This window comes from Cohnella algarum (assembly GCF_016937515.1).
GTDB classification, from domain to species: Bacteria; Bacillota; Bacilli; order Paenibacillales; family Paenibacillaceae; genus Cohnella; species Cohnella algarum.
Genome location: NZ_JAFHKM010000002.1, coordinates 3,108,190 through 3,122,429 on the forward strand (window position 1 = coordinate 3,108,190; position 14,240 = coordinate 3,122,429).

General features: G+C 47.6%; 11 protein-coding genes and 1 pseudogene. 11 read left to right on the forward strand and 1 reads right to left on the reverse strand.

Translation table 11 applies throughout. The features are described from left to right. Window positions 1-671 precede the first annotated feature (671 nt). From JW799_RS14015 to JW799_RS30130, 4 genes are all read left to right on the forward strand, one after another. Complete coding sequence (locus tag JW799_RS14015) at window positions 672-3,356, forward strand: DEAD/DEAH box helicase (RefSeq protein ID WP_205430356.1); 2,685 nt, start codon at window positions 672-674, stop codon at window positions 3,354-3,356. 224 nt (window positions 3,357-3,580) lie between these two features. Further along, window positions 3,581-6,106, forward strand: a complete 2,526-nt coding sequence (locus JW799_RS14020) for a DEAD/DEAH box helicase (protein WP_240353663.1) — start codon at window positions 3,581-3,583, stop codon at window positions 6,104-6,106. A gap of 188 nt (window positions 6,107-6,294) precedes the next feature. Beyond that, window positions 6,295-7,215: an HD domain-containing protein gene (locus JW799_RS29640; protein WP_338026269.1), complete on the forward strand. Its 921-nt coding sequence runs from the start codon at window positions 6,295-6,297 to the stop codon at window positions 7,213-7,215. A gap of 215 nt (window positions 7,216-7,430) precedes the next feature. Then, window positions 7,431-7,526: an IS3 family transposase gene (locus JW799_RS30130; RefSeq protein WP_420830686.1), complete on the forward strand. Its 96-nt coding sequence runs from the start codon at window positions 7,431-7,433 to the stop codon at window positions 7,524-7,526. Between the two features lie 69 nt (window positions 7,527-7,595). Here JW799_RS30130 and JW799_RS14035 read toward each other — a convergent pair whose 3' ends face one another. Continuing rightward, window positions 7,596-8,768, reverse strand: coding sequence for an MFS transporter (locus JW799_RS14035; RefSeq protein WP_205430360.1), 1,173 nt, complete (start codon window positions 8,766-8,768; stop codon window positions 7,596-7,598). 233 nt (window positions 8,769-9,001) lie between these two features. On the opposite strand from JW799_RS14035, the gene JW799_RS14040 reads away from it, so the two are divergent. The 7 genes and pseudogenes from JW799_RS14040 to JW799_RS14065 all read left to right on the forward strand — a co-directional run. Then, the gene (locus JW799_RS14040) at window positions 9,002-9,592 is read left to right on the forward strand and encodes a TetR/AcrR family transcriptional regulator (RefSeq protein ID WP_205430361.1); all 591 of its coding nucleotides are present in this window, start codon (window positions 9,002-9,004) and stop codon (window positions 9,590-9,592) included. Window positions 9,593-9,823: 231 nt separating this feature from the next. After that, window positions 9,824-10,426 (forward strand): DUF6431 domain-containing protein, encoded by a 603-nt coding sequence (locus JW799_RS30135; protein ID WP_420830679.1) that lies wholly within the window; start codon window positions 9,824-9,826, stop codon window positions 10,424-10,426. 172 nt (window positions 10,427-10,598) lie between these two features. Beyond that, complete coding sequence (locus JW799_RS14045; RefSeq protein ID WP_205430362.1) at window positions 10,599-11,246, forward strand: transposase; 648 nt, start codon at window positions 10,599-10,601, stop codon at window positions 11,244-11,246. Further along, complete coding sequence (locus JW799_RS14050) at window positions 11,222-11,980, forward strand: Mu transposase C-terminal domain-containing protein (RefSeq protein WP_205430363.1); 759 nt, start codon at window positions 11,222-11,224, stop codon at window positions 11,978-11,980. The genes JW799_RS14045 and JW799_RS14050 overlap by 25 nt, the downstream gene beginning before the upstream one ends. Further along, complete coding sequence (locus JW799_RS14055; protein WP_080832318.1) at window positions 11,977-12,780, forward strand: ExeA family protein; 804 nt, start codon at window positions 11,977-11,979, stop codon at window positions 12,778-12,780. The genes JW799_RS14050 and JW799_RS14055 overlap by 4 nt, the downstream gene beginning before the upstream one ends. Before the next feature lie 12 nt (window positions 12,781-12,792). After that, window positions 12,793-13,014 carry a DUF5348 domain-containing protein gene (locus JW799_RS30140; RefSeq protein ID WP_176220599.1) on the forward strand — a complete coding sequence of 74 codons (222 nt, stop codon included), beginning with the start codon at window positions 12,793-12,795 and terminating at the stop codon, window positions 13,012-13,014. 130 nt (window positions 13,015-13,144) lie between these two features. Further along, window positions 13,145-13,780: pseudogene (locus JW799_RS14065) on the forward strand (IS30 family transposase); the annotation flags it as partial. Between the last annotated feature and the right edge of the window lie 460 nt (window positions 13,781-14,240).

Below are 14,240 nucleotides of genomic sequence, written 5' to 3' on the forward strand. Positions count from 1 at the left end.
AGAGCTGACTGAGGGAATTCAAAGGTTGGGCATAGACTTCCAAATGCGATTACCGCAGGGGCTATCCGGACAAGAAGGCAGAACGGGTATGTAACCATAAATGAACATGGACGACTGGCCGGACAACTCATCCCAGCCAACCGGCGGCGTTGCCTACCAGTTGTCCGATTCCATGGTGTGTAGAGTGCGAATGAACGGACGATCTCTCCGCAGGCTCTAAGGAAAGCGACGATGAATGGAGCGAAATGCACTGAGCAAGTAGACACTTTGTTTACGGAACCAATGCCGCCATCGTCAGTTTCGAGTCGTCCACGGCAACGGTAAATCACCGGGAGACTTGGAGAATGCTTCCGGTATGTCTGTTCCCGCAGACGAACGGACAAGGGGGGCATCCTTTTCCTTTTCTGAGATACGGTCATTAGACAGCAACTTCCGGACAGGCAATCCCGTCAGCAATTGGACCTTATCTTTAATTAGTAACACTTACCCAAACAAAGCGGTTATTTATGGCTTTGTTTGGTTTTTTTATTTATACAGGACTTAATGCCTATATTGTCGAATAAACAATACAGGGATTTTATTCCATAAGAACGTATATTCGATGACAACCTATTGTCTAATCATTATGTTTTAATTTAATCAGCAGATATTAACGATGGAGGGGATCAGGTATGGCATTTCTGAAATGCTCGGAATGCGCCAATATGCTAAAGGCAATTCAAATTTCCAATAAAATCAGCCAAGTTGGGGAGCAACGATTACTTGAATATTCGCCAACCGGGATTAAATGCTCAGACTGGACTCCCGTAATTGAAAACCTCCGAGGATTCGCAGAAGGAATTTACTGTCCGTCTTGTTTTGCTATCGTTCCTCTAGAGAAGGAAGAATTTGTACTATGTGAGGATAACCGAATTCCCGGCGTCGTAAGTCATGAATTTTCATCAGAAGATGTACTGGATAAGCTGAAGAAGTTGGCCGAGGAAGAGGCCGCTGAGATTTATGTACATACACTTCCTGCCAAAGAAGCAACTTTTGCAGATATTCCTGAATCTACACCGGAGCCCATTAAGGACGCCTTGCATCGAATGGGAATTAAGCAGTTATATTCACACCAAGCAGAAACGGCCGATGCAGTCCATTCTGGTTCTAATGTTGTCTTGGTCACTTCAACATCATCCGGAAAGACGTTGTCCTATAACCTGCCGATTCTTAGTCGTTTATATAATCATCCCGAAGAACGTGCGTTATACATATTTCCAACAAAAGCGTTAGCAAATGATCAATTGGATCAAATTAGGCGTTTTGGCTTGCAACTGACGGAGAATCCTTCTTCCCTGGATGAGTGGTTTGAGACCCAGTTGCATTTGGGAGATCGTCTGATTCATATTGGCCGGCTGGATGGAGATACCGAGAATGGGCCGCGGCAGCGTATCATAGAAAAAGCACAGGTATGGATGACGAATCCGGATATGATTCATTACTCCATTCTCGGGCAAGTTCAGAAGGTGAAGTACGCAACCGCACACCACATTCGGAATTATTTGCGGAACCTCAAATTTATCGTGCTTGATGAGATGCATATGTACCGCGGCACATTCGGAAGTCACGTCGCATTGGTACTCAGACGCTTGCTGAAGGTTTGCCGAGAACTTGGCAATAATCACAAGATCCAGATTATAACGAGTTCAGCTACGATTGAAAATCCTACCAGATTAGCGGAGGATCTTACGGGTTTGACCGGTTTTACACTCATTAATTCAGATGGTTCCGCTCATCAGAAAAAGGGGATCGTCCTCTGGAATCCAGGGATGTCAGCCGATGAACAAGTCCGCCGCGCGCCTTCTACCGATGCCATTACGATGGCAAAACAGATCATGACTGTGGATCAGAAAGTGATTAAAAGTATCATTTTTCAGCCTTCTCGAAGCCAGACGATGGTATTTACTCGTTATATCAAAGATGTATTGCGTCAGCCTCTTCGACTATCTAAAGAGAAAGTGGAAGGAGAAAAACTTGCGGCATTTTATACCGGAATTCTACCGAACGATACCCGAAAAAGGATTATTGAGCGGCTCAAGTCCCACGATATTCATGTCATCATTACGACCAATGCCCTTGAAGTAGGGATTGATATCGGGGATTTGAGTCTCGCGGTTTTAGTTGGTTATCCCGGTTCGAAAGCGGCTTTCTCCCAACAGATTGGACGCGTTGGCCGCAAAGGCGAGGGTGTTGCTGTACTGATCTGGCAGGACGAACCGCTTCAGCAGTATTACATGCGTAACCCACTGGAGTTTATTCACAAGGCTCCGGAAGTCGTTCGAATTAATCCAACAAATTACAAGTTGTTGGCTTTGCATATTCCTCTACTGAGAGAAGAGCTCGGGAGAGAAGTCACGAAGGAAGACTTGCAGAACATGTTCCCCGGGTTAGTTGAAGACTATATCGAGACTGTTCTCCAGGTTGCCGCATCAGCGAATCAAGAGGAAGTCGTTGATAAAAAGTTTAGCCTTCGATCCATCTCCGGGCAAAACTACAGCGTCACCATTCGGGGGCAGGATCAAACGATAGTTGACGGTCTGGATGAATGGAGTGCTCTTCGTGACTTTCATGAAGGAGCGATCTATTGGACTCCTGGAGAAAAAGGCTATCGAGTAGACTCTATCAATCGCAGAAAAGGCGAAATCATTCTATTGCCCATTCAAGAACTAACTTATTACACCCAATCTACTTATCGTGATGCCATCGATATTGTGCAGACTTATCAGAAGCAAAATATCGAAGGAATCGATATGGCTTATGGTGAACTGGAGATCAAGCGGAGCGTCTTCGGTTATAAAAAAGTTTACTTCGGACAGAAGCATGAATCGGAGCAGGTTCAATTGGATCATCCGTCCGTCACCCGATTTACTCCCGAAGGAATGTGGGTTACATTAACGGATTCCCAATGGGGTCACTTGAGGAATAACATCCAGGAATGGGCAGATGAAGGCAGACCCGTTGATCTGTTGGCTGAAGGCTCTCTTCACGCTGCAGGTCACGCCATGACTTCCGTTATTCCGGACCTCATTATTTGTGACGCGAATGACTTTACAGGTTTTTCGGCGAGTACAATGACGGCTTTTGCCAGTAGACCTGTTATCGGCTTCTATGGCGAGAACGGGTCCGGCCTTGGAACCATCGAGGCGATTTACGAGAAATTCCCTCATGTACTTCGAAAAGCGCTTGAGCTTATTGAGAGCTGCCCTTGTTCCGAAGGTTGTCCTAGTTGCGTGCAGCTCCCTGGTAAAGGAAATATTGAATTGTTCAAACCTGGAGCCAAAATGCTGCTGAAGATTTTGATTGAAGGGAACGATTAAGAATGCCTGTAATCTGCTCTTCTTGTGGGGGCCAACGGCCATATGGAGACTTTGCCCAAATTGGTTATAAAGCTGATTCGAAAGGATATTACCGTTATATCCATCAACGTGCAAACGGGATTCGAATTTCGAATTGGCGCTCCCTTGAACCCGATATGGAGTCCTATATAAACAAACAAGCAGGCGTTTATTGTACGCATGATGGATGCTTGATCTTGGACGGGATGTTGACACCGGAAGAAATGGAAATGATCTCGGACCGAAGACTTCCCGTGCAACAAGCATTCGATAGTGATATGCTCGTCCAAAACTTGCTTGAAGTCGGAACTCGTGTCCGAAGCGAAGTGCATGTGCATCAAATTGACGCCAATCAAGGCGCTTATGCTGACCAAATCCTTATGCCCAGTTGGCTGGAACGGAAGCTGCAATCTCTGGGGATCAATAAGCTATATGAGCATCAAGGAGAAGCTATACAGAACATCCGGGAAGGACGCAATGTCGTTCTCTGTACGAAAACCGCCTCGGGAAAATCATTGGCTTACAATGCTCCCATCATGGAGAAATTGGTATCTGATCCGGATGCGTGTGCGCTATATTTGGCTCCGTTCAAAGCATTGGTCGAAGATCAGTTTACCCACTTGAAAGAATGGGCCGATGATATAGAAGAGCAGGGAAATAAAATTTCGATTAATGGATTTTCGCGATTCACTGTGAACGGACAAAAAATATCTGCTGGACTTCTTCATGGGCAACGGAATGTTCCAGAGCATATGAGAAAAGATCAGGCGTCTAGCTTCGTGTTCTCTGAGGGACGTTATTGGCTAACCAATGTTCACTACCTGCACTTAATTCTTCAGGGTGCAGGTTCACCTAAGGGGAAAGGCCCTGGGCTGTTGCGCTTTCTGCAAAATCTTCGATTTGTCGTTATTGATGAGCTTCATCAATACTCAGGCTTGTTAGGTTCAAAGGTTTCTTTGGTCCTACGCAGATTAAGAATGTTATGTGACAGGTTGGGGAATAAAAACGTCCAGTTTATTGCCTGCTCGGCTACCATTGCTAATCCAAAGTATCTGGCTGAAGAATTGACAGGAATGCGTGGAATGAAAGGATTTCATGAAATATCGGGTGTACAAGCGCCAGTAAAGAAGAAAGCGATTTTGATGTGGAATCCTGGCATATCAGACGATGAGCAAAAGAAAAGGGCTGTTGTTTCCGATTTCTATGAGATTCTGCGTACGATCTACAAGGATGGAAGATGGCCAAGAAGTATCATTTTCACAAGCAACCGCCAACAGGCTCAGCTTTTAAGTCGTGAATTAAACATGATATTGCGCAGCCACCTTCATGATCATGGCGGGCTTTCGCCAGACGAACCGAATGAGTTTTTTCTGCCGTACCATGCATACCTCACGCAAGAAGTTAAAGATCGAACCGTACAAAAACTTGAGCAAGGCGAGATCCTTGGAGTAGTCACAACCAGCGCGCTAGAGGTTGGAATTGATGTGAAGTGTCTGGATGTATGCATTCTGCTAGGATATCCAGGTTCTCAGGCATCCTTCTGGCAGCAGGCTGGCCGTGTGGGGCGCACTAGAGAAGGTGTGGTCATCATGATGGTTCAGGAAGAGCCATTGCAGCAATATTTCGCCCGCAACCCTGAAGAATTCTTTAAGCTCCCGCCCGAATCAGCAACGATTAATACAACGAATCCAAAGTTGTTGAAGGAACATCTTGCATATGCGGCTCATGAGCAGGGTGGAATGGTCATCAATGCTATGAATTATGTTCGCTCTTCGGCGCTTCGCAAGGTAGTCGCAGAAGCAAGCGAACAGTGGCAGCAACTCGAAGGGAAACTCCTTTATCGTGGTGAAACGCCAAGATATCAAACTTTATTTACAATGGGAGCTACTTATACGGTTGTAACCAAGAACGGCTGGAATGAGGACATCTTGTTTCAAAGTGTCGAAGAGCGTTCCTTAATAAGAGATTATCACGTAGACGCCGTATTTCTGGGGCCTGACAATCGTACCTTCTATAAGGTCAAGTGGGTCAATAACAGGCAACGCAAAGTGGTTGTAGAGCCGGTAAGAACGGATTATCATACTCGCGGAATTGTTCGCGATAGCATTGAAATCCATGACATAACCAATCCACTGAGAAGTGACGCGGCGATCAGATCCAATCTTGGAAACATCATCGTAAAACGAAGCACATTTGGATACAAAAAAATTTATAATCACGGTGCAACGCTTCCCGAAACCATACAATTAACCAACACATATCCTGTCAGCTTCCAAACAGAGGCGTTCTGGCTGATGTGGGATCACCAAGGAAGGGATGAACTTAGAGGTCTGCTCAAGGATGTGGATAATCACGAATCTGCTGACTTGGAGACCTTGGTTGAGGGAAGCCTTCATGCAGCTGAACATGCAATAGCTTCGGCGATCCCGGCCGTTGTAAGGTGCAGTATGGCTGATTTTCAGCACACCTCTTTTTATTCTGGCTCTGCTTTGTTCGGAATGCCCGGGATGTTCTTTTACGACAGTCAAGCAGGAGGCGGTTCGGGTATTGTCGAGGTCGTCGCTGAAAAATTCGGAGTTCTCTTGGAGAAAGCGCAACAGATCATTAGCAGCTGTGGATGTTCAGACGGCTGTCCATCATGCATTCAGTTATTTCATTGCGAAAAACAGAACGAGCCGCTGCATAAGGCTGGGTCTTTGCTGGTAATCAACCATTTACGAAAATCCCGATAGTAGAAGGTGCCGTTCCCCTTTGTGTTTTGGATGATGGCCAGGCAAATCCTATTGAATTGGATGCAGCGTTGCTGTCCAGGTTGAATGACACGTTTGAAGAACATCCATATATGCTTTCGCTGATCAATCCGGGAATGACGTTAAGATCTAATCCTTACGAATGATCAATATTTAGGGAGAGAACGTAAATGGCCGAAATTACAAATGAGGACTTAAGATTATGGAATATCCCTTCAACTCGGACCAAGGAAGTATGGAAAAGATGGGCAGAATTTGCTCTCACATTTGATGGTTACGACTACTTCAAAGGTGACGCTGACGAATTAGTCAACCTGCATGCTATGGTGGCCGAATACTGTAATACCAATAAGCGCCTTCCTAGCGAACTCAATCTTTCAGAGTTGCGAGCATGTTTGTTTGCTATGCAAAGAATGTGGCGGCATTCCGGAGAATGGGGTCTGGCCCCTAAGGACAAGGCATTCATAAAAAAGTTAATCGATGCTATCAGAGATCATGTAAAGGAAAATGAAGCACAGTTACCGTCCCTTGTCGACCAAGCGATCGAGTATGCCGCCTACGCGCACCAAGGTCAGAGGCGTAAAGGCACCAATATCCCTTATATTAGTCACCCTTATGCTGTAGGAATGATTTTGCAGAAGGCAGGGTGTGCAGAGGAGGTCGTCGCTGCCGGGATTTTACACGACACACTTGAAGATACCGAAACTACGGAAAAAGACTTGCTTGAGCGGTTCGGGCCGGTTGTGCTTGAAATGGTCAAGGGCTGCTCGGAACCGGACAAGGGGGCGTCTTGGGAAGAGAGAAAGCAGCATACGCTCGATGAACTTAAACACGCTTCATTACCGATTCGGCAGGTGTCTTGCGCAGATAAGCTGCATAATATACGTTCAATCCAGAGGGATTTGAAGGTACACGGGGAGGACGCTTGGAATAGGTTTAAACGCGGACGGGAGAGTCAGGAGTGGTATTACCGAGGTTTGGTAGAAAGCCTAGGCTATGCTTCTCGCTTTAAATTATTAGACGACCTTCAAGACGCAGTCGAAGAAGTATTCGGTCCGATATTGTTAAACGCAGAATGGAAGAAGCTGTGAAGGAATCGTAAATTCATAGACCTCGCGTTCGAAGAGTCGTAGGCGCAAAGGTCAGTTGGTCTCCTTGAACCACTTTGTCCATGGACTACAGACTGAAATTGGACGTTGTCCGAAAATGGACAGGTCGGATTCAAAACTGGGGACAAATCTCCTCCAGCTTTCCGTCTTCTTCCCCGATCGCATCGGACAGCATTTACGCTGAGGTTTCACTGTTGGTGGGTTTATACCAACTTCTTGACAGACTCCAGTTGGAGCGAGACATCGAGGACTACATTCACTTTTACAATTATGAGCGATTACAGTCCAAATAAAACGGCCTCAGTCTCATAGAATGCAGGACTAAGGCCGCTTTTCCGTTATCAACTATTCGATGGTTAGCATTAATTCGCTGACTGCATCGCCGAATAACGTGACGACATGCTGGACAATGCAAACGCGGCAATGATGGCGATGAGTACGCCGAGTATCCCGAACCAAGTAATGGATGCAAGAGAAACATGGTTAACGATCAGCCCGCCGATTCCTGCGCCGAATGCCATGGCAAGCTGCATCATGGAACTGTTCAAGCTCAGCATGACGCCCGAGGAGTCAGGAACGAGCGTAGCCAGGTTGAATTGCTGTGCCGGAGCGGATGACCAGGCGGCAAAAGACCAGAGGATCAAAATGGCGAATACGGCAATGGCCGACTGTCCGACGAAGGAAAGCAAAATCAACGAAATGACGTGAAGCGCCATCCCTGAAACGAGCGTGAATAGAATGCCACTTTTATCCGCGCTGTAGCCGCCGACTTTCGACCCTATCAAGCTAGCAATGCCGAACACGAGCAGGGCTGCGCTAATCAATGATTTATTTAAATGAGTCACCTCTAGCAGAAATGGGGAGATGTAGGTATAAACGAGAGAATATCCTCCTAACCAGAAAAAAGTAATCGCCAATGCAACCAAAACCTGAGGTTTTTTTAATAAAGCTAATTGCTTGATCAAACGAACAGGCTTGTCGCCCTGAATGCGTGGAAATACTGCAGCAATGACAAACATGGCCATAACCCCGATAATTGCGATGGCCAGAAATACAGCATTCCAGTCAAAAGCCGAGGCTACCATTCTGCCGAGCGGAACTCCGATGATGAGCGATGCGGTTAAGCCCATAGTGACGTTTGCGATGGCGCTGGCCTGCTTGCCTGGCGGAGCGATTTTGGCGGCGATGCTGAGTGCGTTAACAGTAACCACCCCGGCGCCTAACGCCGTAATGATTCTCCCCGCAATGAAGAAACCAAAGCCGGTCCATATAAATGTGAGCAGATTTGCACCAATAAAGAAGCCCAGCGAATAAAGGAGGAGCTTACGCCGTTCCATTTTAGCCGTTAGCGCCATTAGAATAGGCGTGCCGATCGCATAGGCAAGAGAATAGACCGTAATGAGCTGGCCCGCTGCCGCAACGCTTGTTCCTAATGCCTCGGCGATCCGGTCCAAAATCCCGGAAATGACATAATTAGATGTTCCTACTAAAAAACTGATCAAGACTAGAACGTAAACTTTCCATGTGCTTTTCATATTTCCCACTCCTGACGTGTTTTAAAAATATAAAAAAAGTTGGTGTTCCCTCGATTGCGACGGTTGTGAAACCGAAAGCATTTTGCTTCTATACGTCACTAGTTGTTTGAACAACATGTGTTGTATTTGTATGCTATAATAACAACCGAATGGTTCGCAATCATCAATAACCATAAACCGTTGTATAGACAACACCGTTTCTATAATGTCGTTTTACTGGGGGGATCTTAACCATGACAATTAAAAAGAATCAAGCCGATCCTCGTGTGATACGTACACGGCGGCTCCTTCAAGACGCTTTTGATTCCTTAATTCAAGAAAAAGATTTTGAATCGATAACCGTTAGGGATATTGCGGAGCGGGCTACTGTTAACAGAGCGACTTTTTATGCTCACTTTATAGATAAATTTGAAATTCTTGAGGCCAGACTAATGGAATCATTTATGACGATCATAAATCGTAGAATAAACGGGCATGAAGTTTTAAATAAAGAAACGATCCAGAGTATTTTCCTGGGGTTATGCGAATTTCATAAGGATCTGGGTACTATATGCAAAAAAAGAAATACATCGCTTGTTCCTGCATTCGAAATTCAAATAAAGAAAAAAATCCAAACGATACTTCTTTCCTTTATAGACAAAGACAAGATGCTATCGACTCCCAACACGCAATTCTTAATAAATACTGCTTCTATCATGTTAAGTTGGGGGATGTACGGTGCGGCTTACGTTTGGAATCATGAGGGGCGACTACTAAGTGCGGAAGCATTCGTTGAGCAGACTATGCCCTTAGTGATGAACGGAGCCAAAGAACTGCTGGGATAAGTCCTGTTGCTTTTTCTCTGCCCCTCGTGTTATATAAAAATGTTCGCCGCCTGACTTTATGGCGGGAAAAAGGCATGAATTCGCCATTCGGTGTGGCGGAGCCAAACCGAATAAACAGCCGACAATAGCCTAATCCCTTCTGTACAATGACGGTGGATTAGGCTATTGTCGATTAAAAAGGAAAATGCTCCCGAACCTTTGGCGAGGATCCCCGGGAGCATTCACTTCATCATGTCAAAAATACTTTATTTCGGCCTTTCTTGCAAGGCTTATTTACGCACATTCGGAAATCAATCTCCTGACGTCCAGCTCTGCTGTGAAAACTGCGGTCGGCTTCTCCATAAACACGGTCGTTATTGGCGAGGAATTGTGACGAAGCATGAGGTCATCCAGATCCCGATCTACCGTCGATATTGTCCTACCTGTAGAATAACAATCTCCCTCCTGCCGGAGTTCCTGATTCCATGGGCCCGGTATGCGACTTGGGTGCGAGAAGCGGCATTAAAGCGCAAGCACAAGGGATTCTCTTGGCGGCAGACGACAGAAAGCACAACAACTCCTGCCGTGCGTTATAGCCGCCGTACGTTGAAACGCTGGTGGGCAAGACATCTGCGCCGCGCAGCGGATGCAGCACTATGGGTTGCTGGGAAACTCGTAGCCCAGGGGGACGACACGGATATGCTCCACCTTTACCCCACCATGATGAACCCAACGCCAATGGATACATTGGATTGGCTGGACAAACTGTTACCCCGATTCATCCCCGCTGGCGCATCCAGACGGGGCTATTGGACGTTTCTAAATGCGAGGTTACCTGTAGCATCACGCTTATAAATCCCTTCAGCATCCACCGCCAAGGAGCAAGGCAAACGAAAATCGCCTCCAAAATTGCTTTAAAAATCGCCTGGACGGCAAGTTGCCCTCCTGATCCCACAAAATATGCGCCCTCCCTGGCTTCTAGCGTCTATGCGATACTCTCATAGACCACAGGGAGAGGAGATTTAGCATGGATGAGCAAGCAAGGCAGCAAGAAGCCAACTTCCGTTATGGCTTAATTGCATCACTGGTTAGCCGCAAATTGGATCCCGGAGAACAGATGGCGTTGATGCGCGAAATTGTAAGCCATGAGTATGAAACGTCGTCGGGACAGCGAAGGAGAATTAGTCTACGAACGCTTGAGCGATATTTAAAAGCGTATCGCGAAGGCGGATGGGAGGCGCTGTTGCCCTCCGTCCGAGCAGACAAACTCACGACCAGGGAAATCCCCGAGGATGTGCTTGCCAAAGCGATTGCCTTAAAGCAGGAGCAACCCGGCCGAAGCGTCAGGCAGATTATTGCGATTCTGGAACTGGCGGCATTCGTGGCCCCCGGCACCCTGAAAGAAAGCACGCTTAGCAAGCAGCTTCGCCGCCGCGGCGTCACGCGCAAAGCGTTACTGAATACGGGGTGGAGCCACTTTCGCCGGTTTGAAGCCACGCACCGAAATAGCATGTGGCAAGGCGATGTGCAGCATACCCTTTACCTTCCGCATCCGGACAAGCCCGGCAAGAAGGTCATGGCCTATCTGGTTATTTTCATTGACGATTACTCTCGCTTCGTGTGCATGGCCAGTTCTATTTCGAGGAACGTGTGGCCCGGCTGGAGGATTGCCTGAAGAAGGCGATTTTAAAGAACGGAGTGCCGGAAATGATCTATGTCGATAACGGCGCCATCTATTCTTCACACCATTTTGAGCGGATTTGCGGGCGACTGGGGGCAGAGCTTAAGCATACTCGCCCCGGACGTCCTATGGGACGCGGGAAGCAAGAAAAGTTCTTCCGATTTGTCGACCAGAGCTTTGTGCCGGAGGCATACGACCTGATTGAACAAGGGAAGATCCAGACGCTTAACGATTTGAATCGATTCTTCTCGGCGTGGCTTGAGATTGCTTACCACCAGAAAGTCCACAACAGCTTTAAGCAGCGCCCAGTCGACCGATACCAAAAAGACGACCACCCGATTCGCATGTTGCCGCCGCATGAACTCATAGAAGTATTCTTGCTGGAGGAATCCCGCAAAGTGGACAAAACGGGATGCATCTCGCTGCTGGGCACGATATTCGAGGTCCAGACAGAGCTTGCCGGCTCGAAGATTCAGGTGCGATTCGATCCGCACGACCTGTCCGTCATCCAGGTGTGGAAGGACGGCCAGCGCTATGAAGACGCGAAGCCAATGAAGCTCCGCGATCCGAAAAACCGGCCGAAGCAGGATGAACCGAAGGCCGTCATGCAACCGCCGAAGACGGGCCTCAACTATGTGGAATTATTGGTGGAAGAACAGAAACGGCAGACCCGCGAAGCGCAAGGCGCTGCGCTTTCGCGAGCGATGAAAGAGGTGAATCGCTCATGATTCGTGGTTTCTTCGGGTGGGAGCGCGTTCCGTTCACCCGGGAGATTGAAACACGGCATCTGCACCGCTCCAAGCGATTCGAAGAATGTGTAGCACGGATGCAGTATATGGTGATGACTCGCTCGATTGGCTGCGTCACCGGTGAAATTGGCTGCGGCAAGTCGACAGCCGTTCGCTACTTGAAAGACCAACTGGATCCGAACAAGTACCGGTTTATCTATCTGTCGGATGCGAATCTGAAACCAAGGGACTTTTACCGTGAACTCCTCCACCACTTCGGCTTGCCGCCCAAGTTTCTGCGCAGCGAAGCCAAACGGCAATTCCAGCACCTCGTATGGGATTTGTACGAGAACCAGCAGAAGGTCGCCGTTATTGTCGTGGATGAAGCGCACCTGCTTTCAGGAGACATGCTGCAAGAAATACGCTTTTTGACGAATTTTCGTATGGACTCGATTTCGCCGCTTGCCCTGCTGCTCATTGGACAGCCGGAACTACAGGCCACGTTGCAACTGAGAATCTTCAAGCCGATTACACAGCGGATGAACGTGCGTTTTCATTTGGAAGGCTTGTCGCTCGAGGAGTGCCGCGATTACATCTCCCACCAATTGGAGGTTGCCGGAAGTACAGGGCCGGTGTTTACGACAGAAGCGATGGACGCCATATACGCGCATGCTCGGGGGATATGCCGAGAGATAAATAACGTCTGCACCGCTGCGCTTCTGGATGCAGTGCTGCGAAAAGACAAAATGATTGATACCGTCCATGTGACGAGGATCCTAGCTGAATTTAAGGAACAGTGAGGGATGACAAATATGAATGAGATACGATTTCATGGAGATACCGAGCGTTGGAACGTGTACGATGGAGAAGAGTTGCTTTGCTCGCTACGTTGTGGTGATGCCGTGATGATTCAAGTAGGAAAGCACTTCTTGCCATCCAACCTTGAGCTCGATACGGACTGGTACGTGAAGTTTGGAAATTCGAAGTTCTGGCTCCACCGACATGCCAAGTACCGCGTCCGACCGCTGTTCTAACTGCTCTTCGGAGCAGTTTTTTTACGCCGACAAACAAAGGCGAAATATAATTGTCTCCGAAACGGCGGTGAGGAAAGCAAAAAGCCACCGTCATTGGCGGTTCCGAATCTACCGTCAATTAAAGTGGCTGATGACACTAAAGACCTTGCATGGGCTTGGCTGGACCGCTAGAGCGATTGGTCAGGAGCTTGGTCGTCATCATTCCACCATAGCCCGAGAACTCAAGAGAGGACAGACGGCTGAACGGTCCGACGCAGGAGCCGCTCATAACGCCTATCACGAGCGAAGAGCCTCAAGTGTCCCAGCGGCAAGTTCTCTGCTAGGCTTGCCGCAGAGTTGCAAGAGAAGCTTGAGCAGACATGGTCGCCCGAGCAGATCGCAGAGAAGCGGCGTAGCGAGGGGGCAGCCTAGCGTTTGCTTTAAGACAATCTATCGCTGGCTTTATGATGGCAAGCTCGTCGGTACTCCGATCCGTCAGCGCCCTAAGGAAGTGCGTAAACGTACGACCTTTGGTCATTGGGAGCTCGATACAGTCGTGTCCAGCAGAGGGAAAAGCAAAGCCTGTGCAGCCACTTTTATCGAGCGTAAGACAAGATTATACTTCGCTGTTAAGATGCCTGACCGCACCTCACATTCGATGGAGATTGCCTTTGGTATAGCCGCTAGTCAGTACCCACAAGGTGTCTTTAAAACCGCTACTACAGACCGCGGCAAAGAGTTTGCCTGCTATACCGAGCTAGAGCACTTTCACAACGTCAACGTCTACTTAGATGTCGGATCTTGTGCTGGGTCTGAATCTCGTCTATATAATTCAAGGAGAAGGATGAATGTGTTCACCAGCCAGTATAAATTGATCTAACGAACGAGAGAATCTTTATTTAGCTTTTGTGAAACTTTGTCCCCCTCTGATTATAGAGTCAATTCGCGGCCTGCATGTTCACGTAGCCGATGGATATCGGGTATGGTTGGGGAATCGCGCCCTAGGTAAATCACTTCCTAAAGTAACACCATTACGCACGAATTTCATCATAGGGGCTAAATGGTGAAAATGGGAAGGAATCTCGGGTATATCCCACCGAAAATGAATCTCGCTAAACTTTAGATTATGGATTTTGTTGCGGGATGGAGGAATCAGTTTGTTGTATGACTACACGACGAGCGGCGAGGCCATTTTCAACTGCTCTAGTAGCAGCAGCTACCCCATTAAACGAGAAAACCCTCTTACT

Bases quoted from the DNA above. Each gene is read 5' to 3' on its own strand.
- JW799_RS30140 (WP_176220599.1), top strand. From the start codon at position 12,793: ATGAATGAGATACGATTTCATGGAGATACCGAGCGTTGGAACGTGTAC.
- JW799_RS14040 (WP_205430361.1), top strand. From the start codon at position 9,002: ATGACAATTAAAAAGAATCAAGCCGATCCTCGTGTGATACGTACACGG.
- JW799_RS14045 (WP_205430362.1), top strand. From the start codon at position 10,599: ATGGATGAGCAAGCAAGGCAGCAAGAAGCCAACTTCCGTTATGGCTTA.
- JW799_RS14055 (WP_080832318.1), top strand. From the start codon at position 11,977: ATGATTCGTGGTTTCTTCGGGTGGGAGCGCGTTCCGTTCACCCGGGAG.
- JW799_RS14035 (WP_205430360.1), bottom strand. From the start codon at position 8,768: ATGAAAAGCACATGGAAAGTTTACGTTCTAGTCTTGATCAGTTTTTTA.
- JW799_RS14020 (WP_240353663.1), top strand. From the start codon at position 3,581: ATGTTGACACCGGAAGAAATGGAAATGATCTCGGACCGAAGACTTCCC.
- JW799_RS29640 (WP_338026269.1), top strand. From the start codon at position 6,295: ATGGCCGAAATTACAAATGAGGACTTAAGATTATGGAATATCCCTTCA.
- JW799_RS14015 (WP_205430356.1), top strand. From the start codon at position 672: ATGGCATTTCTGAAATGCTCGGAATGCGCCAATATGCTAAAGGCAATT.
- JW799_RS30135 (WP_420830679.1), top strand. From the start codon at position 9,824: ATGTCAAAAATACTTTATTTCGGCCTTTCTTGCAAGGCTTATTTACGC.